Genomic DNA, 24,275 nt, shown 5'->3' on the forward strand with positions numbered 1-24,275 from the left:
AGCGCCTTTTTTGATGCCATTTGCGAGCATATCTTAATTACTACGGTTAACTGCAATTTTAGCAAGCGAAATCAATGCTTGTTTGTATTCACTGTCAGGAATGATAGCAAGCGCAGCAATCGCTTTATCAGCTTCTTGGTTCGCTTTATTTTCTGTGTACGCGAGTGCGCCACAGTCATTTAATGCTTTGATAATAGCCTCAATATTATTGGTGCCGTCACCTTGCTCAATCGCTGTTTTAATTAATTCGCGCTCAGTTTCACTCGCATTATTAATTGCATATATTAACGGTAGGGTCGGTTTGCCTTCCGCTAAGTCATCACCAATGTTCTTACCTAATTCTTCTGCATCTGCAGTGTAGTCAAGTAGATCATCCGTTAGCTGGAATGCAGTACCTAAATATTTACCGTAGTCTGCTAGTGCTTGTTGTTGCTCAGCTGGAGCGTCTGCAATTACTGCAACCAGTTGGGTCGCTGCTTCAAATAATTTAGCTGTTTTACAGTAGATAACACGTAAATAGCTTTCTTCGGTGGTCTTTGGGTCGTTACAATTCATTAACTGTAAAACTTCACCTTCGGATAACACATTGGTCGTGTCTGCCAATACAGAAAGTACTTCCATGCTATTAAGTTCTGTCATCATTTGGAATGAGCGAGTGTACAGAAAGTCTCCGACTAACACGCTAGCGCTATTACCAAATAAAGCATTGGCTGTTTTACGGCCTCTACGGAGTGTTGATTCATCGACAACGTCATCATGTAATAGTGATGCGGTATGGATAAATTCAATAATCGCAGCAAGTTTCAGCTGACTTTCACCTTTAAAACCAATGGCTCTTGCGGCTAATACAGAAAGTAGTGGACGTAGACGCTTACCACCACCATTAATAATGTAAAAACCAAGTTGATTAATCAGTGCAACGTCAGATTCAAGCTGCTTATATATTAATTTGTTTACTGCTTGCATATCAGTGTCAGCCAACTGACGAATGGCGTTTAAATCCATAATAGACTCTGGTTGGTTAAGCTTAGTATACTAGGCGCTCTTTAACGCTACATTATAGCTAAAGAGCTGATATACGAGATTGATTTGAATTTTACCTAAATTTATCAAACAAGACAGTAATAGATTGCAAATAGATAGTAAAAGCTCAACTTTTTTTATTCTTTCCTAAATAGCTCTTGCCAGCTCCCAATTCTTAGCGTAAACTCCGCGCCCATTGTTAATAAAGTTTTTGTGACATCCTGCGCCTCTAAAATATGTGAGCCAGCATGTCAGAATATCGGAGTAAAATAGCTATGTACGCTGTTTTTCAAAGTGGTGGTAAGCAACACCGTGTTGCTGAAGGCCATACATTACGTTTAGAAAAGTTAGAAGTTGCTACTGGTGAAACTATCGAATTTGATCAAGTTCTTTTGATCGCTGATGGCGAAACAGTACACGTTGGTGCTCCTTTAGTTGCAGGCGGTAAAGTTGTAGCTGAAGTTGTTAGCCATGGCCGTGGTGAGAAAGTGACGATCGTTAAGTTCCGTCGCCGTAAGCACCACGACAAGAAGATGGGCCACCGTCAGTGGTTCACTGAAGTTAAAATCACAGCTATCAACGCTTAATAGGAGTCTGACTAATGGCACATAAAAAAGCTGGCGGTTCTACTCGTAACGGCCGCGATTCAGAAAGTAAACGTCTTGGTGTTAAGCGCTTTGGCGGTGAATCAGTTCTAGCTGGTAACATTATCGTTCGTCAACGTGGTACTAAATTCCACGCTGGTGTAAACGTGGGTCTTGGTCGCGACCATACTCTGTTTGCATTAACAGACGGTAAAGTTAAGTTTGAAGTTAAAGGTCCTAACAACCGTAAGTTCGTTAGCATCGAAGACTAATCTTCAATACTGAAGCTAAAATTTGTAAAGCCCCGCCTATGGTGGGGCTTTCTGTTTTTTGTAGATAAGAGCTCGATTATTGGTAACCTTGTTGCTAAGATCGAATATCTTGCAATACCAATAATGAGTTTTTTGGCTGTATGGCAGTAACAAGGTATAATTACCTTAATCTGTCGAGCTGGAGTAAGTATGAAGTTTGTCGACGAAGCAGTGATCCGCGTAGAAGCGGGTGACGGCGGTAGTGGTTGCGTTAGTTTTAGACGTGAAAAGTATGTTCCTGATGGTGGTCCTGACGGTGGTGATGGTGGTGACGGCGGCAATGTATTCTTACAAGCTGATGAAAACCTAAATACCCTGATTGAGTTCCAGTTTGAACGTTTTCACATGGCTGAACGTGGCAAAAATGGTCGCAGTCGTGATTGTACTGGACACGGTGGTGAAGACCTTATTCTTAAAGTGCCTGTAGGTACTCGTGTTATTGATCAAGACACTGAAGAATTATTAGGTGACTTAACGGCTAATGGCCAAAAAATGTTAGTTGCTAAAGGTGGTTTCCACGGTTTAGGTAACACACGTTTTAAGAGCAGTACTAACCGTGCACCTCGTCAAAAGACATTAGGTACTCCGGGTGAAGTTCGTAGCCTAAAATTAGAGTTAATGTTGCTTGCTGATGTTGGCTTATTAGGCATGCCTAATGCGGGTAAATCGACCTTTATTCGTGCTGTTTCTCGTGCACGTCCAAAAGTGGCTGATTATCCGTTTACGACACTAGTACCAAACCTAGGTGTGGTTAACCCTCGCCCTGGTCAAAGTTTTGTGATTGCGGACATTCCAGGTCTAATCGAAGGCGCTGCAGATGGTGCAGGTCTTGGTATTCGTTTCTTAAAGCATTTAGAACGTTGCCGTGTATTACTGCATATTTTGGATATCGAACCTATTGATGGTAGTGATCCAGTTGAAGCGGCTAATGCGATTGTGGCTGAATTAGAGAAGTATTCACCTAAGCTTGCAAGTAAGCCTCGTTGGTTAGTATTCAACAAAACTGACTTACTTCTTGAAGAAGAGTTACAAGCTCGCATTGACGATATCGTGAGTCGTTTAGACTGGCAGGGTGAAGTATTAACCATGTCAGCTTATAGCCGTGATGGTACTGATGCTATCGCGCTTAAATTACTTGATTACATTACTAGCTTGCCTCCAGAAGAAGAGGAAACTAAAGCGGGTGATGATGTTGAATTTAAGTGGGATAATTATCATAAGGCCAATATGGATGATCTTAATGAAGATTATGAAGGCGATGATTTTGATGACGACGATGATTACGACGACGATGACTATGATGTTGAAGTGATTTACCAACGTTAACCATTTAGCATCAATGAAGATAGGAGCACTTTAGTGGCTCCTATTTTTTTATCACAAGGAAAAACGATGAAAATAGCGATGATTGCGGCAATGGCAAATAACCGTGTGATAGGGTTAGATAACAAAATGCCTTGGCATCTACCAGAAGACCTAAAACACTTCAAAGCTATGACTCTAGGCAAACCCATTGTCATGGGGAGAAAAACCTATGAGTCGATTGGTAGGCCCCTTCCTGGACGTAAAAACATAGTTATTAGCCGTCAAGCTGATTTATTGATTAATGGTGTGACTGTCGTTACCAGTTTTGAGCAAGCTAAAATGGCGGCAGGTGATTGCGCTGAATTAATTATTATGGGCGGTGGTCAGCTATACAAAATGCTATTACCTCAAGCTGATAAGCTTTATTTGACTCAAATTGATGTGGATGTGGATGGTGATACTCATTTCCCCGCATGGGATGACGGTAGTTGGTTATTAGCAAGCAGCGAAGATCATCAAAATGATGCTGGTATGCATTATAGCTTTGATACTTGGGTACGAAAATAAACCTGCTTATAGCGCAAAGCCGATGTTATTACATCGGCTTTTTTGTTGACAAAGTACTTGAGGGTTATAAAGCGTTTTGAGTCAGATACTCATTGCTTTCAAGATGCCAAAGCGTCATATATTCACCCCAACAGCAACCGGTATCAAGGGCTTTTATATTGGGCTTGTTAGTTTCGCCCATTAATGCCGCCCAATGACCAAAGACAATCGTTTGCTCTGCTTTAAGTTGAGTTTGCGGGAACTCAAACCATGGCATCAGATCAGAATTTGATTCACTTGGTGGCGTTTTGCAGGCAAAGTCTAAGCTGCCATCTTGGTGCAGGTAGCGCATACGAGTGAGGGCATTAATACAATAACGCAAGCGGTCACTGCCCGTGAGTTGCTCTGACCATTGTTCTGCGCTGTCGTTGTACATTTTACTAATGATGGCTTCGATATAGTCATCTGATTTTAATATTGCACTCACTGCATCAGCTTCACGTTTTACTGTAGCAAAGTCCCACTGTGGCGGAATACCTGCATGAGTCATCATCAGCTGATGTTGCGGTAGCTCTCGATAGAGAGGTTGTTGACGAATATAATTGATTAACTTGTCTATATCATCAGCAGCCAACAACGCGCCAAGTTTATCATTAGGTTTGACTCGTTTTAAGCCTGCATGAGTTGCAAGCAAGTGTAGGTCATGATTACCAAGCACCGTTTTTGCTGCATCTTCTAATTCCGCAAAAAATCGCAGGGTTGCTAATGAGTCTGGACCTCGAGCGATTAAATCACCTACTGCCCATAATTGATCTTTAGAAGGATTAAAGTCGACTTGTTGTAATAAGCGTTGTAGTTCGTTGAAGCAGCCTTGAATATCACCGACAAAATAATGTGCCACAAAATTCCCTTACATCCACATTAGAAAATTAATGAATCAATCCTGGCACGGCTAATCTAAATGGTTTGATTGGCGCATCAAATTTAGTACCTGAAACTGATTCCATCTGGTAACAGCCTTGCATTATACCCAATGGCGTTTCTAAGACTGTGCCGCTGGTATATTGGAAGCTAGTGTTAGGTTCTATGGTTGGGGTTTCACCGACGACGCCTTTGCCCTGAATCTCTGAACGATGGCCGTTAGCATCGGTGATAATCCAATGGCGACTGGCTAATGTTGCGGCATCATTACCGTAATTGCTAATGGTGACTGTATAGGTAAACAGATATTTACCATCATCAGGATCTGATTGTTGTTCGATATATTCAGTTTCTACGCAAATCTTGATTGAGTCCGTTAATTCAGTCAGCTGGCGCATAAATAGAACCTATTTTATGAGTTAAAAAAAGGGGCGCAATAGCGCCCGATTTTTATGCTTTTTCACACAATAAGTTTGCCATTGCTACATATTGTGGAACCGATATTTGCTCTGGACGTAAACTTGCGTCAATACCCAATGCAGCAAAATCATCATCTGATAATAATTGCTTAAGGTTATTACGCAGTGTTTTACGGCGCATATTAAATGCGGTTGTAACTAAATGTCTTAAAGTATCAACATCTTTACATGGCCAAGGCTTATTTTCATAAGGTAGCAAACGTACTACTGCTGAATCAACTTTTGGTGGTGGTGTAAAGCTTGTTGGTGGTACTTCAAGTACAGGGACCACTTGGCAGAAATATTGTGCCATTACCGTTAAGCGACCGTAGGCTTTACAGCCAGGGCTTGCTGATAAACGCAGTACCACTTCTTTTTGCAGCATAAAGTGCATCGTTTCAATATGCTCTGCAAAAGTGAATAGGTGGAACATTAATGGCGTTGAAATGTTATAAGGTAAGTTACCGAATACTTTCATTTTCTTGCCAGCAACCATCACCTGATTAAAGTCAAACTGTAATGCGTCACCTTGATAGATGGTCAGTTTGTCCTTTAAAAATGGATGAGTTTTTAGACGTTCAACTAAGTCTTTGTCTAGCTCAACCACGGTGAGGTTATCAATGGCTTCTGCAACGGGTTCGGTAAGTGCTGCTAGGCCCGGACCAATTTCAACCATCACATGCTCATTGTCAGGTGCAATTGCACCAACAATGCGGTTAATTACATTGTTGTCAGTCAAAAAGTTTTGACCGAAACGTTTTCTGGCCGTATGGCCTAAATGGACTTTATTGCTACTCATTAATCACTTACTAACTTTAGTTCTCTCAGCCAACTCAATGGCTTTATTAAGAGCACAAACAAAACTACCTTTGTCAGCCTTGCCTGTACCCGCTAAATCCAGCGCGGTGCCATGATCCACTGATGTGCGGATATAAGGTAGACCTAGCGTTATATTAACCGAATGACCAAAGCCAAATGATTTTAAAACGGGCAACCCTTGGTCATGATACATAGCTAATACAACATCAGCGTCATCAAGATATTTTGGCTGGAATAAAGTATCGGCTGGCAGAGGACCGATGACATTAATATTCTCTTGGCGCAGTTCTGCCAGCGCGGGAATAATAGTGTCAATTTCTTCACGACCGAGATGGCCATCTTCGCCCGCATGTGGGTTTAAGCCACAGACATAGATTTTGGGTGCTTCGATTGCAAATTTATTGATTAAATCATCATGTAAAATACGGATGATTTGGTGCAGTCTTTCTCTAGTAATGGCTTTTGACACATAGGCTAGAGGAATATGTGTCGTGACTAATGCAACTTGCAGTTTAGGTGCTGACAGCATCATCACAACATCATTACAACCTGCTTGATGGGCAAAAAATTCAGTATGCCCACTAAATGGAATACCGGATTGATTAATAATGCCTTTATGTACAGGGCCAGTGACCACTGCATCAAACTCGCCGCTCATGTTTTTTTCACCTGCATAACGCAAGGTTTCGACCACATAAGCTGCATTTGACTCATCTAATTTGCCACAGTGCACTGGTGCATTAACGTTAAATGGCACTATGGTTAAGGTACCAGCTTCTTGCGGCTTTGGCGCCAACGAAGGTTGGTACGGTCGCAAGTTGAGTGGTAATCCTAATAATTTGGCTCGTGTGGCTAACATCCCAGGATCAGCACAAACAACTAGCTCAGCAGGCCAAGCCTGCTGAGCTAGTTGTACAACTAAATCTGGACCAATCCCGGCGGGATCGCCGGGAGTGATAGCGATACGTTTAGTCATAAAATACGATTAACCTCGGTTTGATGAAGTTGGTTCCATTACATGGATATATGCATCTGAACGTAATTCATCTAACCAGTTTTGTAGTTCTTCATTGAACTTACGACGGAAAATTAATTGGTGCGCACGGTTAGTATTAAACTGTTCAGTGGCATCTGTTTTGCGTTTAGCTTCTAACTGTACAATGTGCCAGCCGTGGCTTGAACGGAATGGTTGGCTAATTTGGCCAACTTTTAATGTATTCAACTCATTTGCAAACGCTGGTACATAAATACTTGGTTCAGCCCAACCGAGTTCACCGCCTTTCGCTGCGGAACCTGGATCTTCAGAGTACTTTTTCGCTAACTCAGCAAAAGTGGCTTTGTGATCTAGAATCTCAGTTCTGAACTGCTCAAGCATCGCTTTAGCACGATCTTCGGATAAAATTGGTGATGGCTTTAATAGAATGTGACGAGATTTGACTTCTTCAACTTCTTTTGTTTCTTGGCCTCTCACACCTAATACTTTGATGATATGGAAACCAGCACCACTTTTAATCGGGCCAATAATGTCGCCTTTCTTTGCGTTAGTCAGTACTTCGGCAAATAAAGTCGGCATTTCGTTGATGTTCATATAATCCCAAACACCGCCTTCTAGCGCCTTAGGGCCAGCAGAAGATGCAATAGCGGTTTGACGGAAGTCTGCACCATCTTTTAGACGCTTAAGTACGATGTCGGCACGCTTAGTTGCAGCGGCTAATTGCTCGCTAGTTGGGTTATTTGGTACTTCAATTAAAATATGACCAATTTGATATTCCACGTTCTTCATGCCTTGATCTTTGATCAATTTAGCTAAACTTGAAATCTCTTGTGGTGATACTTGAATACGACGTTGCACCTGAATACGTTGGATTTCACCTAAGGTGATCTCTTCACGTAGTTGCTCACGATATTGTCCCCAGCTCATACCAGATTTTTCAATTTGGCTACGCATTTGAGGTACAGTTAATTTTTGTTCTTTAGCAATATTATCAATAGCCTGATCGAGTTGCATGTCACCGACATGTAAACCAATACGCTGTGCCATTTGCAGTTGAAGGCGAGTCAGAATTAGACGGTCAATAACCTGCGTAGTTAACGCTTTATCTGACGGTAATTTTTGTCCTGCAGCTTTAGCGTTGGCTTTTACGCTTGCCACCATGTTGTTGACTTCGCTTTGTAAAATAATGCCGTCATTAACTTGCACTGCAACTCGGTCAAGTTGCTGTGGAATCGCTAATGCACTATGGCTTAGCACTAGGGCTAAAAAACCTAAAATCAATCTGTTACAGACTTTCATCCACAAAATCCTTGCTTCTTTCATTATTGATACCGCACGTTAAGATGCAGGCTCTTTTATCCTAGGTTGGACTATATCACTATATGGAGGTTCAGCAATTTAACACAATTATTGCTTAATTCCTCAAATAAAGCGGTTTACGGTAATTAAATAAACCGTCATTTAGCATATCTGTGACTCCTAATGGACCTGAGCCACCTAGACCTTTAATGACAAAGTTAAGATAAAAACCACTATCAAATTGCTCGCGCGCTTCAATACTTGGGCTAATGATATCGTCATAGTTAGTCTTAATATTATGATGATAACTTAAGCGTACTGCGTAACAGCATGATTCATATTGCAGGCCAGTATAAATCTCAATATTACGACTCTCGTTCAGGTCATAATACCAGTTACCCACAAAGTAGACGTTGTCTGTAATTGGCCAAGCGGTTCTAAAACCTGCTTGTGAAATATTGACGCGATCGTTGGTGTTAGTATTAAGCAAATCGGGCACATAGCGATAACTGAACTGCACCAATTTATTGGTACTTGGACGGAAATCTAATGTTGCTTCACTTTTCTTAGTGGTTCTGAATTTTGTGTCATATTGTACTGAACTGCTGATGTACCAGTCTTGAGTGACTTTGGCATCTAATTCTGCAGCAAGTACAGATGATGATGGCTTATCTTGCTCAACATCATCAAATAAGCTAACCCGGCTATTTTTGATATAGAAAATTTGACCAAAGCTGAATTTAAATTGCTCTTGGTTATGATCATCAAGAAGTCGGGTCGTTAAACCTAAGCTTACTTGGTTAGCATCGGCAATACGATCAAGACCTGAGAAACGACGATCACGGAATAGACCATAGTAGTCATCTTGAAGTAATGCCGTGTCATATAAACCAATATCAGATTGGTCTTGATAACCGACATATAAGTACTGCGCTTGCGGTTCTAAGGTCTGCTTATAGTTTTCACTAAATAGATTGAGTGAACGCTCAAAGTTAATCTTGCCGTGAATACGTACTTCAGGAATGGTACGGCTCACATGCTTTTTAAGCCCTAAATGTTCTGGTGCATCATCTTGCCAGTAGTTGGTTTGCATTAACTTCACTTCACTGGTTAATGAGCCTGCGGGGCCATAAAGCGGTAAAGTGATACTCGGTTCCATATGCAAACGCGTTGCTGTTTTAGCGCCTGTAGTCGTTGCTGAGTCAGGGCGGTAATCAGTGTTATTAAAACGCGTCATTTCAGAGTTAAACTTAAAGTCTAGGTCGTGCCATGTTGCTGGCGCCCAGTAGTTAAAATTAACTTGTGGCATGACTTGGTAAGGAGTTTCATCTTCACCAAGTACTTTAATATCTTGGACGCGGGCGCTCACGTTCCAGTTGGTATCCAGATAGCTCATTTCACCAACTCGGTTGAGTTGGTTATCCGTAGATTGGTTAATATCTGAATTGAAATCGTTAAAATAATTATTATCTGAAACATCAGTATAATTAGCTAACACTCGCCAATGCTGATCGATAGACCCCTGTTGTTGCCAGTGGTACAAATAACGGTCTGGACGACCCGTTAAGGTACGATCTTTACCGAGGTATTCAAGGTTAAGTTGACCTGACTGATCTTCACCTGCTAAGTAACGAAACTCGGTTTTTAGGAATAAACCGCGATTAGTCATAATGGTTGGGTTAAAAGTCAAATCATATTCTGGTGCAATGTTCCAATAGTAAGGAGTTGATATTTCAACGCCGTTACTGCTACTGGTACTAAAGCTTGGGAATAAAAAGCCGGTTTTACGCTTATCTGACACTGGAATGGTCATATAAGGCACATAAAACACAGGAATACCGCCTAGTCGAAGTTTGGCATCCCAAACTTCACCCCATTCCTCTTTACTGTCGATTTTGATCTTACCAGCTTGCAATAACCATGACGGGTTATCGGCTGGACAGGTGGTAAAATCGGTGTCGGTCAAGACTAAGTTATTGTCAGGGGTAATCTCAAGTTGCTTAGCATCACCATGAACTTGTTGACCAGTTAACCAATATTTGGCGCCATCTAATACTGCACTGTTATTGTGCATTTGTGCGACCAATGAATCAGCGGTAATGGTAAATTGTGGGTCTTGAAATACTAAGTGACCTTTAGCGTCAAGCTGCTGGGCTTTTTGATTTAAAATCGCTTGGTCAGCCATAATACGGCGTTCGCCTTGGGTGATAGCAACATCGCCATTAAATTCTGCTTTGTCATTTAATTGGGCATGGGTGCTATCAGAAGCAATTCTGATTTGCTCAAGATCGATTTTTCCGTCAGCATCGGGCTGCGGAATGTAGCGTGGTACTGGCGGAGTGATCACACACTCAGCTTGCGAAGAGCACGGGGATTGAGGTGCTGTGACCACTGCGGATTCGTCTGCTAAGACTAGCTGGGGTAGTAGGCTTAAAGCCACAAAATAACGGATCTGCATGTTAATAATTAATTTATGAATTCTTCGTCTGAGCTATAAGGAATAAGAAAACAGCAATTAAAATGGCTGCTCTCCAATAAATATGTAATAAGTGCATACAAATTGCCGTTATAATAAAACAATTTTCCACTAAGAGCCATGCAATGACCCATTGTGAACCCAGATTTATTTGTTTATGTCGCTATTTAGCGAATTATTTTGGCATGGCGGTTGAGCCAAGCCTGATCTCTGGTGATGCTAGTTTTCGACGCTATTTTCGGGTTGAAGTTCAAGCTAAAAGTTATATTGTAGTTGATTCTCCTCCGGCTCTGGTGAATAACATTCCTTTTGTGCGTTTATCTGAACGTTATCTTGAAGCTGGCTTAAATGTGCCAACAGTGATTGATTTTGATGAAGAAAATGGTTTTATGCTGTTATCTGATTTGGGCGATACACAGTTATTAACGGTATTGAGCGAAGACAATATTGTCAGCCAATACCAACAAGCACTGCAATTACTGCCCGTGATCGCGCAGGTACAAGATTGTCAGCAGCAACCGTTACCTACCTATGATGGTGAGTTTGTGTTGCGAGAGCTTAATATCTTTAAAGATTGGTTACTTGGCGTGCATTGTCAAATCTGTTTAGATTGTGACACACAAGTCATGTTTGATCAGGTCTTCACTACGTTAATTAATAATGCAGCTCAGCAACCTAAAGTGGGTATGCATCGAGATTTTCATAGTCGTAATTTGATGGTTAAGCAGCAACAACTTTGGGTCATTGATTATCAAGATGCTGTGATTGGTCCAATAACCTATGATGCCGTATCGTTACTGCGTGATTGTTATATCCGTTGGCCAGCCACACAAGTTGAACAGCTTAAACAGTATCATTACCAATTATGTATCGAGCATGGTTTATTGGCTGCTGAAGTACCTTATAGCCAATACAGTCACTGGTTTGACTTGATGGGGATTCAGCGTCATTTAAAAGCTGCTGGTATTTTTGCTCGCTTAAACCACCGTGATGGTAAAACAGCTTATTTGCGAGACATTCCGCTTACATTGTCTTATATCGTTGATATCGCATCACAATATGATGAGTTAAAAGCATTATCTAAGTGGGTGGCAGACGTACTTTTACCCCGTTTTGAGAGTTAATATGAAAGCGATGATTTTAGCCGCTGGACGTGGCGAAAGACTTAGACCGCTAACCGATACTGTGCCTAAGCCTATGGTTGAGGTTAATAAACAGCCTTTGATTGTCTACCATATTAAGCGTCTCGCTAAGATGGGGATCACTGATATTGTCATCAATCATGCTTGGTTAGGCGATAAGCTGGTTGCTTTTTTAGGTGATGGTCAGCGTTATGGTGTTAAGATTCAATACAGTGCGGAATCTATAGCGCTTGAAACTGGCGGTGGAATTAAACAAGCCTTAGCTTTATTGGGCCATGATCCGTTTTTAGTGCTTAATGGTGATGTTTTTATTGAAGGTGAATTAACCTTGCCGCAATTAGCGCCCAATAATTTAGCCCATTTGTGTTGGTGGCTAATCCACCGCAGCATCCGTTGGGTGATTTTGCACTTTGTGAAGGTCAGCTACAGGCGAGTGGCGATGATTGCCATACTTATTCGGGGATGGCGATTTTCCATCCCGACTTCTTTAATGATTGTACTGATGGTGCATTTCCTTTAGCACCATTGATGCGTCAACATATGCAGCAAGGTCGAGTGCAAGGCAGTTTATTTGAGGGATTCTGGTGTGATGTAGGCACCATGGAACGACTTGAAGCATTAAATGATCGTCAACAACAAAATATAGTGAAATAGGTTAGGTAGTAGGTATTATGCGGATTTGGGGCAAGCTGTTTGGCGGTATTATTGGCTTTATTTTTGGCCGCTTTTTTGGTGCATTATTAGGCTTATGGCTAGGGCATTTATATGATCGCCGTCAAGGTGAGTTAAGTGCGGTGCTTAAACATGGCACTAATCGTAAGGCATTGTTCTTTAATAGTACTTTTGCGGTAATGGGGCATATTGCTAAAGCATCTGGGCGAGTGACTCAAGCTGATATTCAATTAGCCAGTATGTTAATGGATCAAATGCAGTTAAGTGGCAGTGCGCGCAAAGATGCACAAGCTGCATTTCGTGAGGGTAAAGAGAGTCAGTTTGATATTGTGGGGTGCTTAAAAGCATTTCGACTCATGTCGATGGGGCGTAAAGATTTATTGCAGATGTTCCTGACTATTCAGATCCAAGCGGCACTGGTTGATGGTGAATTACACCCTAATGAATACCAAATCTTAGTTACTATTGCGAAGCAATTAGGCTTCACACAGGCGCAGTTGGATGGTTTGTTAGCACGTTGGCAAGCCGAATACAGCTTCCATCAGCAAGCGGGGACTAATCAAACCTCAATTACAGATGCTTATCAAATTCTAGGTGTGCAAGCGGCAGATAGTGATCAAACGATTAAACGTGCTTACCGTAAGTTGATGAGTGAAAATCATCCTGATAAATTAGTTGCCAAAGGCTTACCTGAAGAGATGATGCAGTTGGCTAAGCAAAAGACCCAAGATATCCAAAAAGCGTATGATCGCGTTAAAACGGAACGTGGTATGCGTTAGTAACCTATCTCATATAGTCAGTAATGGATTTATACCTAAGCGGCTTGAATTGCTATCGATTTTACTAAGTAGTGGTTTAGGCCGTTTGGGATATGCTAAAGGAGTATGGCATGAACACAAAGGTAAAGCGGTTAATAAACTCGGGCTTATTATTAACGCTGATGGGCTCATCATCGGCAGCATTAGCCCAACAATACGAAGATTTTTATATTGTGCCATACAGTGGCTATAGTTTTGCGACCAGTAAATTTGAACTGACTAATCGTGACGGCGTTATCGAGCGGGCAAATTTAGATGAAAGCCAACATTATGGTTTACAGGTTGGCGTTAATACGCCTGATCCTGGTAATGTTTATTTGCTCTATTCCACTCAATCCACTTCATTATTCAATACTGTAGCAGGAAGCGAAGGTAAGTTAATTGATGTAGATGTCGATTATTTACACCTTGGCGGCAGCTTAATGTTTCCTCAGGGACGTTTTGAACCTTTTGTGACCGTTAGCATTGGTGCGACCCATCTAAGACCTGATAATAATTTATCCAGCGAAACTTATTTTTCGATGGGTTTTGGCTTGGGGGCCAATTATCATTTATTTGATCATCTTGCGTTAACCGCAGATATTCGTGGTATGGGGACCTTTGTTAATAATGATAGCGACATTTTTTGTGATGGTAATCAGTGTCAGTGGCATATTCGCTCAGACATTTTTTGGCAAGCACAAGCTAATCTCGGTATTAAGATCACCTTCTAGAAAAGAGTGCGATTAATGAAGATAGTGGTGTTAGATGGTTATAGCTTGAATCCTGGAGATTTAAGCTGGCATGGATTAGCACAATATGGTGAGCTAATCGTATTTGATCGCACCCAAGCTGTTGATATTGTGACGCGCTGTCAAGATGCCGAAATTGTTATTACTAATAAGACCCCTTTAACTGCAAATGAGATAAATCAATTACCCAAGCTTCAATACATTGGTGTATTAGCGACTGGGGTCAATATGGTCGATTTAGCCGCTGCAACAGCAAAGCAAATATGCGTAACCAATGTGCCCGCCTATGGCCCAGATGCGGTAGCACAAATGGTATTTGCCCATATACTCCATCATTACTCTCAAGTCGCGCTACATCATCAAGCCGTCCAAGCAGGGCAGTGGCAACAGCAGGATGATTTTTGTTTTACCTTAGCGCCGCTTAATTCGTTAAAAGGTAAAAAGCTCGGCATTGTTGGCTAGGTGATATAGGTCAGCAAGTGGCGCAAATTGGTCAAGCGTTTGGCATGCATGTTTTGGTTAATAGTCGTCATCCGACTAAGGTGAGCCAATTAGGTTATCAATGGCTTACTCTAACAGAATTATTAGCCACTGCAGATGTGGTTAGTTTGCATTGTCCGCTCACTGGTGAAACAGAGCAGATGATCAATGCTAATACCCTCAAATTAATGCCAGCCAAGGCGTTATTGGTCAATACGGCACGAGGTGGTTTAATTGATGAATCTGCGTTAGCAGCCGCTTTAAATCAAGGCCAAATTTATGCCGCGCTTGATGTGCTATCAAGCGAACCTCCTCAAGCTGATAATCCACTGCTATCTTGTGCTAATGTTACGATTACGCCGCATATTGCTTGGGCCACATTCGAAGCACGTGGGCGGTTATTGCAAATTGCAGTGGATAATTTAGCGGCATTTATTCAAGGAAATGCGGTTAACCAAGTCAATAAAAAGGAGAGCTAAGCTCTCCTTTTTAGTCGCTGTGTGCTAGCTGATTATTCTTGTGGATCTAATTTACGTGGGAATTTGGCTAAGATTTTAATCAATGCCTTTTGTAATACTTCGCGTTGGGCAAGTGATTGTGTTGGCCATTTTGCAAGGGTTAAGCTTCCACGCCATAGTAATACGCGGCTTGGATCATAAGCTTCAATAATAAAGTCTTGTTTACCGTTTTTAGGCGCTAAGCTATAGTTGACTAAGAAGTCTGGTACACGTTGATATTCGTTATAGCCTGCTTGGGTTAGTACACGACTTACTTGATAATCAATCGCTTGAGTGACTTTAGTATCATCATTTATACCTGTTGGTACGATTAAGAAGTTAGTTAATTTGTCGATATGGTTAGCAGGGTTATAGTCTATCTGCGCCGTTGCTGCAAAGGCGGTAACACTGGAGCAAGATAATAAGATAATGAACAGTAGGCGTGACAACATAATAAAAACTCATGCAATGAAAACGATATATGCTTTAACTTTGCGCCATAACGTACAGTATCGCAAGTCGCTGCTAGATTAACTTTGTTTAATACCTATTGGCTAAGAGGATATATGGAACAGTTAACCTTCTTCGATATTCCCAGTCCCTGTATTGGCGTATGCCAATCAGATAGCCGTGGTTATTGTAAGGGCTGTTTACGTAGCAGGGATGAACGTTTTCATTGGCAAAAACTAAGTGTTATTCAAAAAGAGAATGTCATTCGTTTATGTCAGCAGCGACGTAAACGCCGTGCTGCTGCAATTAGGAAGGCACAGTTAGAACAAATTCAAGTTCAAAGACAGCAACAAAATACCGCTTTCGATTTTGATGCTAGCGATGATGATCTCGATTTAAGTGAGTTTAGTTTAGATTAATCTTTTTTAGGCCAGTATAGGGTAAAGTTTGTTTCACCCGCTCGGCTTGTAAGACGAACCTCACCATGATGGCGCTGCATAATACGTTTGATAATAGCCAAACCTAAACCATGACCTTTATTGCCATTTTGTGCAGATTGACTACGGTAAAAGGGAACAAAGACTTTATCTTGTTCATCAACAGGGATACCTTCACCATCATCAATGACTTCAATAAAGCGCTGTTCTGCATCTTCTCCAACATGAACTTTAATTTGATGCTGGGCAAATCGCTGAGCATTGGTAATTAAGTTCTGCAATGCGCGTTCAATCATTGGTGCTTCACCTTGTTGCATAATATCTGGATTATCAACAATTAGCTCAATAGGCACACTTTGATGCTGTTGCAGCTTAGCAACAGTATGGCTTGCGATTTCACTTAAATTACATGGTGCAGCATTATGCAATGGCGATGATTCTAAGCTAGCGTAGCTTAGTAATTCTTGCAGCAAGGTTTCCATCTCTTTGATATCAATTTGCATATCATCCATGATTTGATCGCGACGTTCACTATCTGCTTCCGGCTTACAATACATCGGCAGTAATGCCAGTGCGAACTTAAGACGTGCCAGTGGCGTTCTAATCTCATGCGATACTGCATTGGAAAGATGGCGTTGGTTCTCGATAAGAGAGCTGATATGACGCGACATTTCATTAAATGTCATCGCTAATGGTTTTACTTGAGAGCTATTAGCTAACTCAATCTGAGTGTCCCATTTGGCTTGCCCAAGTGCTTGGGTAGCATGACGTAAGGTGCGTAAATCTCGTGATAACGGCCATACCCAAATCATCGCGACCATGGCTAATGATAGGTAGAAAAACAGCGTAAGCACACTGCGTAAACCTGCATAAGGGTCAATGATTTGTGGGCCTGCGACTAATACTTGATCGCCAACTTTAATAAATTGTAGTTGATGACTATCGTCCGTCGTAGTAGTGAAAACCTTGTTAGGCATCAAGGTTTCACCAGGCGGAAGCGCAATCTCATTAGTGGCGTACACATGCAAAGGTAGAGCCGGATCTTTGTTGATCTTGTCTAAATAAATTTGCCTTTGCGGCTCAGGTATTTGAGTTAATAACTGTGCCAGTGCAACAAACGGAGCATCAATAACTGGACTGTCATCAACACTTTTTTGCCAAATACTATCTAAAGTCCAACCTATGCCTAACAAACTTAGGCTGAGCAACAGATATAAGCTAATAAAAAGACGCTTCACACTCTAACCTTAGAATTAGTTATTCCAAGCTTCTGGAGCAAATAAGTAACCTTGACCCCAAACTGTTTTAATTCTGAACGGTGTTTCGATGTTGTCACCTAATTTCTTTCTTAGGCGCGAAATACGAACGTCGATCTTTCTGTCTTTACCATCAAAATCAATATTAAGTAGGTATTGATAAATAAATTGACGACTAAGTACTTGGCCAGCTTGCGAAGCAAGTAACCAAAGTAGCTCAAATTCATGGCTTGTTAGGTCAACTTCTTTTTCACCAAGACGAATAGTTTGACTATGCGGATCGATGCTTAATTTACCAAAGCATAAACAATGTGATTCTGCTTTTGGTGGCTGAGTATGACGACGTAATAGGTTGTTAATACGTGCAACCAATAATGCTGGGTCAACAGGCTTAACAATATAATCATCAGCACCTAGTTCAAGACCTTTAATTTGGTCTTCATTTGAACCTAATGCACTCATTAATAGGATTGGACCGTGGAAATAATCGGGTAACTTTTCACATAAAGTTAAGCCATCCATTCCAGGCAACATAATATCCAGTAAGATAATATCAGGCTTGTAGTTGATCAGACGAGTTAACACTGTGTCACCACGGCGTTCGACCTCTACATGCATACCATTAGACTTTAAGAAGTCTACAATCAGATTCGCTAGACGAATATCATCTTCAACCAATAATACTCTATGGGTCTCTTGCGGGTTGGTCATTAGAATAAACTCCACGGGTTTCGATAGCGCCGGCGGACTTGAGGCTCTGTTACAGAAGTTACCTTGAGTATTGCATTTGCCAGCGGTTGGTTATTTGTTTTACTAAGCAAAGTAAAGTCAACATTCTTATTAGTGGTGACGGCTACTTTTAATGAGTTGTTCGTGAGATCAGTGCTACACCAGCGAGGTATATCAGGACTACTTGACTCGATACAAATTAGACTTGGCTTAGGTAGCTGCCATGTTAGTGTAATTTCAAGCTGACAGCTATCTTTTGTGGACGAGGTTATACAAAATTTTGGTGTTAATTGTAACTGGGTCTCACTATTTGGCAGATTTTCGGCTGCCCAAACGTTAGATATGAAAAAAGCACAGCAAGATAGAATGCATGCTATTGGGGGAATAATTCTTCTTAAAAGCATCACCTGCATTAAAACCTATAGAGTGCGCCGATAAAGTAGGTAGTGGTGTATTCCTCATTAATTAAAGGACTTGCCACAATTGATTCTGCTAGTTTGGTATAGCGAACAGCGCCAAGTATATCAAAATTTGTATCAAATCGGTATCGTGTTGTGAGCTCAATCCAGCGATTGAATCCGGACTTTTGTTGATAAGTTTGATGAATGTTCAAATTTTCGTCGGCACGAAAGCCGTAATAGTAATTAATTAGTCTTTTACTTTTCCAAGTACTGGCTAATGCAAGATCAATAACGATATTGTTAAGTTGCCAATGTTGGCGCCATTTTAATTCAGCTTGGCTACCATTATGGACATTAAATAAGTCGTGGTGAAAACTCGCTTTAATTTGACCAAAATCAGTATAAAAATAGTTGTCAATACCACCTAGATAAGTAAAGTCACGATTTTGTCTTTGTTTTACTAATTGTAATTCATCGGGATCAGATATTGTTAATGGTTGCCCTAAATGAATAAAAATATTAACGGGATCCCATCGTTCAAACCAAGATCGGTCAGCAGTATATAGGGTCGTTAAATTGGCACTGTAATGGGTTTGGTCGGTCAGGGTATAACCCCAATTACCATTATCAAAAAACCAGCTTTCAGCGTAATAAGCAATATTAGGGATTAGGTATAAATCCATATCGTCATATGCTGCTACGGGATTTTGTCTTTGACCCCAGCCTGCGGCTAAGGCTATTTGCCATTGGTTCATCAAAATACAATCATCATCGGCATTACAATGCTGTTTTGCATGAGCAGGCCACGCAGTGGCAATAATCGGTAACAGTGTTAATGATATCTTTTTATACATAATGGCATTTAAATACTGATGATAATGTAGTCAGTTTATCATGCATTTTCATGGATGAAACAAGCCGGTATCACTTGTTACTAATTGTTACCTTTGCTTTTAAGAATAACAGGTAAGCAATACAACTGACCCACCAACTAATCGCCAGTGTCCATAATCCGTGGCTAGCAAAATGTGCTCCGCGCGTTTGTTGATCAATATCTAAGCTAAACCCGAATAGCAAAATGGCGGATAATGCCCAGTATTGCCATTTAGGCCAATAAAGACGGCAGATAAAAAATATTCCAATCCAGCCATAGCCACTGGTGGCATGGCCACCAGGAAAACATTGTCCCGGTTTGACATTGGCTGGTAACGCCGAAAAAGTATCGACATAAGGTTGTAAACCACCATAACGGATGAGATCCCATGGACAATTGACATGGGTTACCTTCTTTAAAATACCGACAATAATGGTGGTGATTAACATGGTCAGTAATAGGTAGATGAGTCCTGTTCTTGCTGCTTTTAGTCTATTGATTTTAAAGCTGGCAATGATAGTAAATAGTAGCAATATCGCAAAAGCCACAACAATATCATGTATCAAATCATGCATTATATGGCGAGTGAACCAAGCATCACGTAGCGGCCAACCTGAGGTTGCTCCTTCTAATTGATACAACCAATCTGCAAAATATAAGTCGAGCTGAAAATGCTCAAACATAAACATTAGAATAAAAAACAGTAAGCTGGGGATGAGTAATAATTGAGTTAATTCGTTGCGGTGGGCTTGCTTTACGGATGATATCATTCAAATGTTCTATATATGTTGTTCCCAGAATAGATACTAGCAGAGCCCATGTGAATTAGATATACAGTTTGTTACATATGTAAGGTAGGGGAGATACAAAATGGATGGCTTAACTCATTTTGTATTTGGGGATATAGGTGGGTATTTAGCGTATGCAGAGATATGGGCTATTGGTATTGATTTCGTTGTGCTGGAATGTCCGTTAGATATTGCACAAACTCAACTTCAATTCCATCAGGATCGGTAAAATAGATATTACGCTTATAAGTTTCATTAGCACCGTCATTACTTACCGTAAATCCAGCTTGGGTCAAACGCTGCGTTATGCCATCAATATCGTCAACAACAAAAGCAAAATGAGCGACCCCAGCTTGATGTCCTTTGATGTCTCTTACCGGACTATCGGCATCATCATTGAGTGTTAAGTATTGATAATCATCGCCTAAATGGAGCCAATTTCTGGCTTTACCATACCAACTGCCTTTACCACCACCACGAATGTTCCAATGAGGGAAGGCGGCTTGATAAAATTTAACGCTACTATCGATATCGTTTACAACGAGATTTAAGTGTTCTAAATGAAACATTGTAGGCTCCTTACATACCATAACGGTATTGTGTAGTTGGGGTGATGTTTTGTCTTAGTTGAATTAAGGCTTGGCTATAGTGAGAAAGCATATTCAAACTGTAGTGAATTCGTTGCCTTATAGATTGGTCATGATGATTAGCTTGATTAATTTTGTGATTGAGTCGTGTTTCGACGTGACGAATAATTAAATAATCAGGTATTGCCACCATCTTATTGTTTTTAAATGCAGACATGAGTAGTTCACTAATGGGATAGGCACCGCTTATGCCGCTGACGACTGATACCAGTAGTACTGGTTTATGACCTGTTAATTCACTTTCACACATCATCAGTAAATTTTTGAGCAGCGGCGTGGCCATCCCGCTCCACTCAGGGGTAATCAACACATAAGCATCCGCTTGTTGTAATAAGCTTGAAATGTAGGGCCAGAGTTTTCCTTTACTCGTTTCACTATCACCATCCCACCAAGGTAAATCATATTGGTTTAATTGCAGATGATTAATCTGTTGAAACATAGTGGCTTGCTCAGTCATATATTGTCCGACTTTTAAGCTTTGTGACGGTGTTCGATGACTACTACTGATAACAAGTAATTTCATGTCGCTCCCAATTAAATAAATAAAAATGTTTACTTAATGTTAAGTAAAGTAAAATGTTTATTTAAATAAGTCAATACTTATATAAATGAAAAAGTTTACTTATTAGTGGGGAGCTTTGATAATGTGTCATAGGAGGGCGCGATGAAAACCAATAATAAGATTTTAAATCTACTCAAAACCGAAGGTGAGATGAGCGCAAAAATGTTGGCGCAGGCACTGACCTTAACAACGATGGGTGTCAGGCAGCATATGCTGTCATTGGAACAATCGGGGGAGGTTGATTTTAGAGACCAAAAAGCCCTGCGTGGTCGTCCAACGCGTTACTGGTTTTTAACTGAAAAAAGTGAGCACCATTTTGGTGACCGCCATAGCGAATTGACGTTGCAGTTAATTGAATCGGTTAAGCAAGTGTTTGGTGACTCAGGCTTAGATAAGCTTATTGAGAGCCGTGAGCTGAGTATGTTTAAAGAGTATCAGCAGCAATTAGCAGTCTGTTGTGATCTGCAAACTAAATTAACTAAGTTGGCGCAAATTCGCACAGATGAAGGTTATATGGCTCAGGTGGTTATCGCTGAGCAAAACTTATTGTTAATCGAAAATCATTGTCCCATTTGTAGCGCCGCCAAAGTATGTCAAAGTTTTTGTCGATCAGAGTTAGATATCTTTCAGCAACTATTTATTGAACAGGCGAGAGTGAGTCGAGTTGAGCATATTGTTGAGGGGGCTCGCCGCTGTTGTTATTTATTTGAGCCATTAGAGTAGAACAGATGCAATCAAAACGCGCGCGATTAGATCGCTTTATCAGTGTTCGAACCGGTATTAATAAGAAAAATATCAGATTATTGTTAGCACAAGGTCGAGTCACTGTTGATGGGGTTATTGCTCGAGATATCGATTTACAGGTTAATGAGTTTAGTCATGTAGTATTTGATGATCAGGTATTACAGCAAAATCAACCTATTTATATGATGCTCAATAAGCCTGTCGGTGTGGTAAGTGCCACTGTGGATGATAAACATCAAACAGTGATAGATTTATTGCAGCACCCGCAAAAGACAGAGCTTCATCTTGTTGGCCGACTCGATTTAAACACTTCGGGATTGGTGTTGCTGACCAATGATGGCCGTTGGTCAACAAAGCTTATGGAACCTGAGTATAAAGTCAGTAAGTATTATCGGGTAACCTTGGCTAAGCCACTAACTGAAGACTATATCGAGGCTTTTGCGAAAGGGTTTTATTTTGATTATGAAGGCATTACCACCCAGCCTGCGGTATTACGTATTCTCAGTGATTATGTAGCTGAAGTTGAACTTACAGAAGGACGTTATCATCAAATAAAACGCATGTTTGGTCGTTTCCAAAATCAAGTGATGGCGCTGCATCGTTATCAGATTGGAGGGTTAGCCTTAGATGCAAGTTTGGCTGTAGGGCAAAGTCGATTATTAACAGAACAAGAGAAGTTATTATTAATTAAATAAAGTGTAAGGGAGGCGAATGCCTCCCTTAGCGTAGATAGGGTTAAACAGCCTGAGTTTGCATATCTTGGCGTTGTAGTGTTAGTAACCACTTACCATAAATATAGATACCCACGGCAGAGATAGAGCCAATTGCACCAATAATGTACCAAGCCATACCAATATCATGGATAGAATAGAGATATTGGGTCAGTTGTTGGGCGGTTTCACCTGTATAAGATACAAGCGTTGTAAATGCTTCACCTTGAGGAATATTGGCTACTTCAGTTGCAGGCATACCACGTTCAATCAGTAACTCTCTTGAGAACATCTCTTTTGAGGCATACATCTCATACAGTTTAGGGCCAAAGTAACCCTCTAAGCCCCAACCGATACCTTGCGGTAACATCACAAAACCAAGATACATGGCTTTTTTACCTTCAGGGGCAATGTTACCCATGAACTCATTCTTTTTCGGGCTAATCATCATTTCGCCTAAAGAGAATAAGGCGATAGCGGCAACCATCATCCAAGCTGCATTGGTCGCGCCAATAATCATAAAGGCGGCAATACAACATAGGGCACCGGCTAGCATTGCCGTTGTAATGCGATACTTAGCGGTTAAAGCGGCCACAAGGAAACATGTGGTCATAATCAGACCGGCATTCAAGTTTAACATGCCTTCAGGCATCACTTTGGTGCCTTCATTATCAAGCCCTAGCCAGAACTGTAAAATACCGTTTGATGTTCCTTCTGGTCCAAACAAAGTGGTAACGATAACGCTGGTATCAACCCATTCACTAATATGGATAGGTAATACGTCAAAGAGTGAGTTAAACAGGAACCAAAAGCCTGAGAATACCAGCATATAGTAGATAACTACTGGCTTCTTTAATTCATGCCAAGCATCTTTCCAGAGGGCTTCTTGCTGGATCTCGCCTGATTTCACTTTAGCATTACGGGCTAAACGCTCCTCTTTGCCTGGTTCTTTATAGGTTAATAAGAACAGGAAGTTAAGCGAGATAATGGCCGCACACGCATAGAATACGTTATCCCATGATAGCTGACGCATATGCACTGCAACCAGTGGCCCCAAGAAGCCACCAATATTCACCACTTGATAGAAAATACCCCAAGCCATGGTGGTATTATTTCGATGGGTTGATAATACAAGCGTGCCTTGAATACCGGGTTTGAAAATACCAGTACCTGCTGCAAGTAGCATCGCACCCGCTAAGAAGCCCCAAAATGATGGGAAAAATGCCATCACTAAGTAACCGCTAATCTTGATTAGGGTTGAGGCAAAAATAGTTTCTTTATAACCCACTCGGTCGGAAATACCGCCGGTAAATACTGGAATAAAGGTTTGCATGATTGCCCAAGTCGAAATAATGATACCGTAATCTGATAGGCTAATACCTAAACCACCTTCAGAGACAGGATCTTTGGCATATAAACCCGCGCTGGCCTTTACACCGTAATAGGCAATTCGTTCGACCAATTCCATGCCGCCAACTAGCCAGAAAACATAGCTAAGGCTGGCAATGGAGGCCCACATTCCCAGTTGTTTTACCTCGCGCAGGTCATTACCTGAATGAGAATTTTGATTACCCATAGTTAACCTTTATTTTTAGTTGTTA

26 protein-coding genes and 2 pseudogenes are annotated in these 24,275 nt (G+C 41.1%); 12 read left to right on the plus strand and 16 right to left on the minus strand.

Annotated elements, in window-relative coordinates; translation table 11 throughout:
- Positions 1 to 33 precede the first annotated feature (33 nt).
- Positions 34 to 1,005 (minus strand): octaprenyl diphosphate synthase, encoded by a 972-nt coding sequence (gene ispB / locus JCM15074_RS00895; RefSeq protein WP_025819412.1) that lies wholly within the window; start codon positions 1,003 to 1,005, stop codon positions 34 to 36.
- A 293-nt stretch (positions 1,006 to 1,298) separates the two neighbouring features.
- On the opposite strand from ispB, the gene rplU reads away from it, so the two are divergent.
- From rplU to folA, 4 genes are all read left to right on the plus strand, one after another.
- Positions 1,299 to 1,610 (plus strand): 50S ribosomal protein L21, encoded by a 312-nt coding sequence (gene rplU / locus JCM15074_RS00900; protein WP_025819413.1) that lies wholly within the window; start codon positions 1,299 to 1,301, stop codon positions 1,608 to 1,610.
- Between the two features lie 14 nt (positions 1,611 to 1,624).
- Positions 1,625 to 1,879, plus strand: coding sequence for a 50S ribosomal protein L27 (gene rpmA, locus JCM15074_RS00905; RefSeq protein WP_025819415.1), 255 nt, complete (start codon positions 1,625 to 1,627; stop codon positions 1,877 to 1,879).
- A gap of 189 nt (positions 1,880 to 2,068) precedes the next feature.
- Positions 2,069 to 3,244, plus strand: a complete 1,176-nt coding sequence (gene cgtA / locus JCM15074_RS00910; protein ID WP_025819416.1) for an Obg family GTPase CgtA — start codon at positions 2,069 to 2,071, stop codon at positions 3,242 to 3,244.
- Positions 3,245 to 3,310: 66 nt separating this feature from the next.
- A complete protein-coding gene (gene folA, locus JCM15074_RS00915) occupies positions 3,311 to 3,790 on the plus strand; it encodes a type 3 dihydrofolate reductase (protein WP_025819418.1) in 480 nt (159 codons plus the stop codon).
- Positions 3,791 to 3,854: 64 nt separating this feature from the next.
- Here the strand turns inward: folA and JCM15074_RS00920 are convergent, their stop codons facing one another.
- The 6 genes from JCM15074_RS00920 to lptD all read right to left on the minus strand — a co-directional run bounded on the left by JCM15074_RS00920 (position 3,855) and on the right by lptD (position 10,718).
- Complete coding sequence (locus JCM15074_RS00920) at positions 3,855 to 4,670, minus strand: symmetrical bis(5'-nucleosyl)-tetraphosphatase (protein ID WP_025819419.1); 816 nt, start codon at positions 4,668 to 4,670, stop codon at positions 3,855 to 3,857.
- A 28-nt stretch (positions 4,671 to 4,698) separates the two neighbouring features.
- Entirely contained in the window at positions 4,699 to 5,088 is a 390-nt protein-coding gene (gene apaG, locus JCM15074_RS00925; protein ID WP_373278859.1) for a Co2+/Mg2+ efflux facilitator ApaG/CorD, read from the minus strand.
- 52 nt (positions 5,089 to 5,140) lie between these two features.
- Complete coding sequence (gene rsmA / locus JCM15074_RS00930) at positions 5,141 to 5,947, minus strand: 16S rRNA (adenine(1518)-N(6)/adenine(1519)-N(6))-dimethyltransferase RsmA (RefSeq protein WP_025819421.1); 807 nt, start codon at positions 5,945 to 5,947, stop codon at positions 5,141 to 5,143.
- A 3-nt stretch (positions 5,948 to 5,950) separates the two neighbouring features.
- A complete protein-coding gene (gene pdxA / locus JCM15074_RS00935; protein ID WP_025819422.1) occupies positions 5,951 to 6,943 on the minus strand; it encodes a 4-hydroxythreonine-4-phosphate dehydrogenase PdxA in 993 nt (330 codons plus the stop codon).
- Positions 6,944 to 6,952: 9 nt separating this feature from the next.
- Entirely contained in the window at positions 6,953 to 8,284 is a 1,332-nt protein-coding gene (surA, locus tag JCM15074_RS00940) for a peptidylprolyl isomerase SurA (RefSeq protein WP_084266922.1), read from the minus strand.
- 91 nt (positions 8,285 to 8,375) lie between these two features.
- Entirely contained in the window at positions 8,376 to 10,718 is a 2,343-nt protein-coding gene (gene lptD / locus JCM15074_RS00945) for an LPS assembly protein LptD (protein WP_025819424.1), read from the minus strand.
- A 143-nt stretch (positions 10,719 to 10,861) separates the two neighbouring features.
- Here lptD and JCM15074_RS20325 point away from each other — a divergent pair, with 143 nt between their 5' ends.
- From JCM15074_RS20325 to JCM15074_RS20335, 5 genes and pseudogenes are all read left to right on the plus strand, one after another.
- Complete coding sequence (locus tag JCM15074_RS20325) at positions 10,862 to 11,860, plus strand: aminoglycoside phosphotransferase family protein (RefSeq protein ID WP_037468783.1); 999 nt, start codon at positions 10,862 to 10,864, stop codon at positions 11,858 to 11,860.
- A gap of 1 nt (position 11,861) precedes the next feature.
- A pseudogene (gene murU, locus JCM15074_RS20330) lies at positions 11,862 to 12,532 on the plus strand (N-acetylmuramate alpha-1-phosphate uridylyltransferase MurU).
- Between the two features lie 17 nt (positions 12,533 to 12,549).
- The gene (djlA, locus tag JCM15074_RS00960; protein ID WP_025819425.1) at positions 12,550 to 13,329 is read left to right on the plus strand and encodes a co-chaperone DjlA; all 780 of its coding nucleotides are present in this window, start codon (positions 12,550 to 12,552) and stop codon (positions 13,327 to 13,329) included.
- A 110-nt stretch (positions 13,330 to 13,439) separates the two neighbouring features.
- On the plus strand, positions 13,440 to 14,081 hold the full coding sequence (locus JCM15074_RS00965) for an outer membrane beta-barrel protein (protein WP_025819426.1): 642 nt from the start codon (positions 13,440 to 13,442) through the stop codon (positions 14,079 to 14,081).
- Positions 14,082 to 14,096: 15 nt separating this feature from the next.
- Positions 14,097 to 15,058, plus strand: a pseudogene (locus JCM15074_RS20335) (D-2-hydroxyacid dehydrogenase).
- 32 nt (positions 15,059 to 15,090) lie between these two features.
- Here JCM15074_RS20335 and JCM15074_RS00975 read toward each other — a convergent pair.
- Complete coding sequence (locus JCM15074_RS00975) at positions 15,091 to 15,528, minus strand: DUF4136 domain-containing protein (protein WP_025819427.1); 438 nt, start codon at positions 15,526 to 15,528, stop codon at positions 15,091 to 15,093.
- A gap of 114 nt (positions 15,529 to 15,642) precedes the next feature.
- Between JCM15074_RS00975 and JCM15074_RS00980 the strand changes: the two genes are divergently transcribed.
- Positions 15,643 to 15,945, plus strand: coding sequence for a DUF1289 domain-containing protein (locus JCM15074_RS00980; RefSeq protein WP_025819429.1), 303 nt, complete (start codon positions 15,643 to 15,645; stop codon positions 15,943 to 15,945).
- Here JCM15074_RS00980 and JCM15074_RS00985 read toward each other — a convergent pair.
- The 7 genes from JCM15074_RS00985 to JCM15074_RS01015 all read right to left on the minus strand — a co-directional run bounded on the left by JCM15074_RS00985 (position 15,942) and on the right by JCM15074_RS01015 (position 21,181).
- Positions 15,942 to 17,201, minus strand: coding sequence for an ATP-binding protein (locus JCM15074_RS00985; RefSeq protein WP_025819430.1), 1,260 nt, complete (start codon positions 17,199 to 17,201; stop codon positions 15,942 to 15,944). The genes JCM15074_RS00980 and JCM15074_RS00985 overlap by 4 nt on opposite strands.
- A 15-nt stretch (positions 17,202 to 17,216) precedes the next feature.
- Positions 17,217 to 17,930, minus strand: coding sequence for a response regulator (locus JCM15074_RS00990; RefSeq protein ID WP_025819431.1), 714 nt, complete (start codon positions 17,928 to 17,930; stop codon positions 17,217 to 17,219).
- On the minus strand, positions 17,930 to 18,361 hold the full coding sequence (locus JCM15074_RS25525; RefSeq protein WP_025819432.1) for a DUF3019 domain-containing protein: 432 nt from the start codon (positions 18,359 to 18,361) through the stop codon (positions 17,930 to 17,932). Before JCM15074_RS25525 ends, JCM15074_RS00990 begins: the two co-directional genes overlap by 1 nt.
- Positions 18,361 to 19,203: a MipA/OmpV family protein gene (locus tag JCM15074_RS01000; RefSeq protein ID WP_025819433.1), complete on the minus strand. Its 843-nt coding sequence runs from the start codon at positions 19,201 to 19,203 to the stop codon at positions 18,361 to 18,363. Before JCM15074_RS01000 ends, JCM15074_RS25525 begins: the two co-directional genes overlap by 1 nt.
- Before the next feature lie 70 nt (positions 19,204 to 19,273).
- Complete coding sequence (locus JCM15074_RS20340) at positions 19,274 to 19,993, minus strand: phosphatase PAP2 family protein (protein WP_025819434.1); 720 nt, start codon at positions 19,991 to 19,993, stop codon at positions 19,274 to 19,276.
- 167 nt (positions 19,994 to 20,160) lie between these two features.
- Positions 20,161 to 20,580: a VOC family protein gene (locus JCM15074_RS01010; RefSeq protein WP_025819435.1), complete on the minus strand. Its 420-nt coding sequence runs from the start codon at positions 20,578 to 20,580 to the stop codon at positions 20,161 to 20,163.
- Positions 20,581 to 20,590: 10 nt separating this feature from the next.
- Positions 20,591 to 21,181: an NADPH-dependent FMN reductase gene (locus JCM15074_RS01015; protein ID WP_025819436.1), complete on the minus strand. Its 591-nt coding sequence runs from the start codon at positions 21,179 to 21,181 to the stop codon at positions 20,591 to 20,593.
- A gap of 141 nt (positions 21,182 to 21,322) precedes the next feature.
- Between JCM15074_RS01015 and JCM15074_RS01020 the strand changes: the two genes are divergently transcribed.
- Positions 21,323 to 21,943: a helix-turn-helix transcriptional regulator gene (locus JCM15074_RS01020; RefSeq protein ID WP_025819437.1), complete on the plus strand. Its 621-nt coding sequence runs from the start codon at positions 21,323 to 21,325 to the stop codon at positions 21,941 to 21,943.
- A gap of 5 nt (positions 21,944 to 21,948) precedes the next feature.
- The gene (locus JCM15074_RS01025; RefSeq protein ID WP_025819438.1) at positions 21,949 to 22,659 is read left to right on the plus strand and encodes a pseudouridine synthase; all 711 of its coding nucleotides are present in this window, start codon (positions 21,949 to 21,951) and stop codon (positions 22,657 to 22,659) included.
- A gap of 40 nt (positions 22,660 to 22,699) precedes the next feature.
- On the opposite strand, the gene JCM15074_RS01030 is transcribed toward JCM15074_RS01025, so the two are convergent.
- Positions 22,700 to 24,250, minus strand: coding sequence for an MFS transporter (locus JCM15074_RS01030; RefSeq protein WP_025819439.1), 1,551 nt, complete (start codon positions 24,248 to 24,250; stop codon positions 22,700 to 22,702).
- Between the last annotated feature and the right edge of the window lie 25 nt (positions 24,251 to 24,275).

Source organism: Shewanella marina JCM 15074 (assembly GCF_000614975.1).
Lineage (GTDB): Bacteria > Pseudomonadota > Gammaproteobacteria > Enterobacterales > Shewanellaceae > Shewanella > Shewanella marina.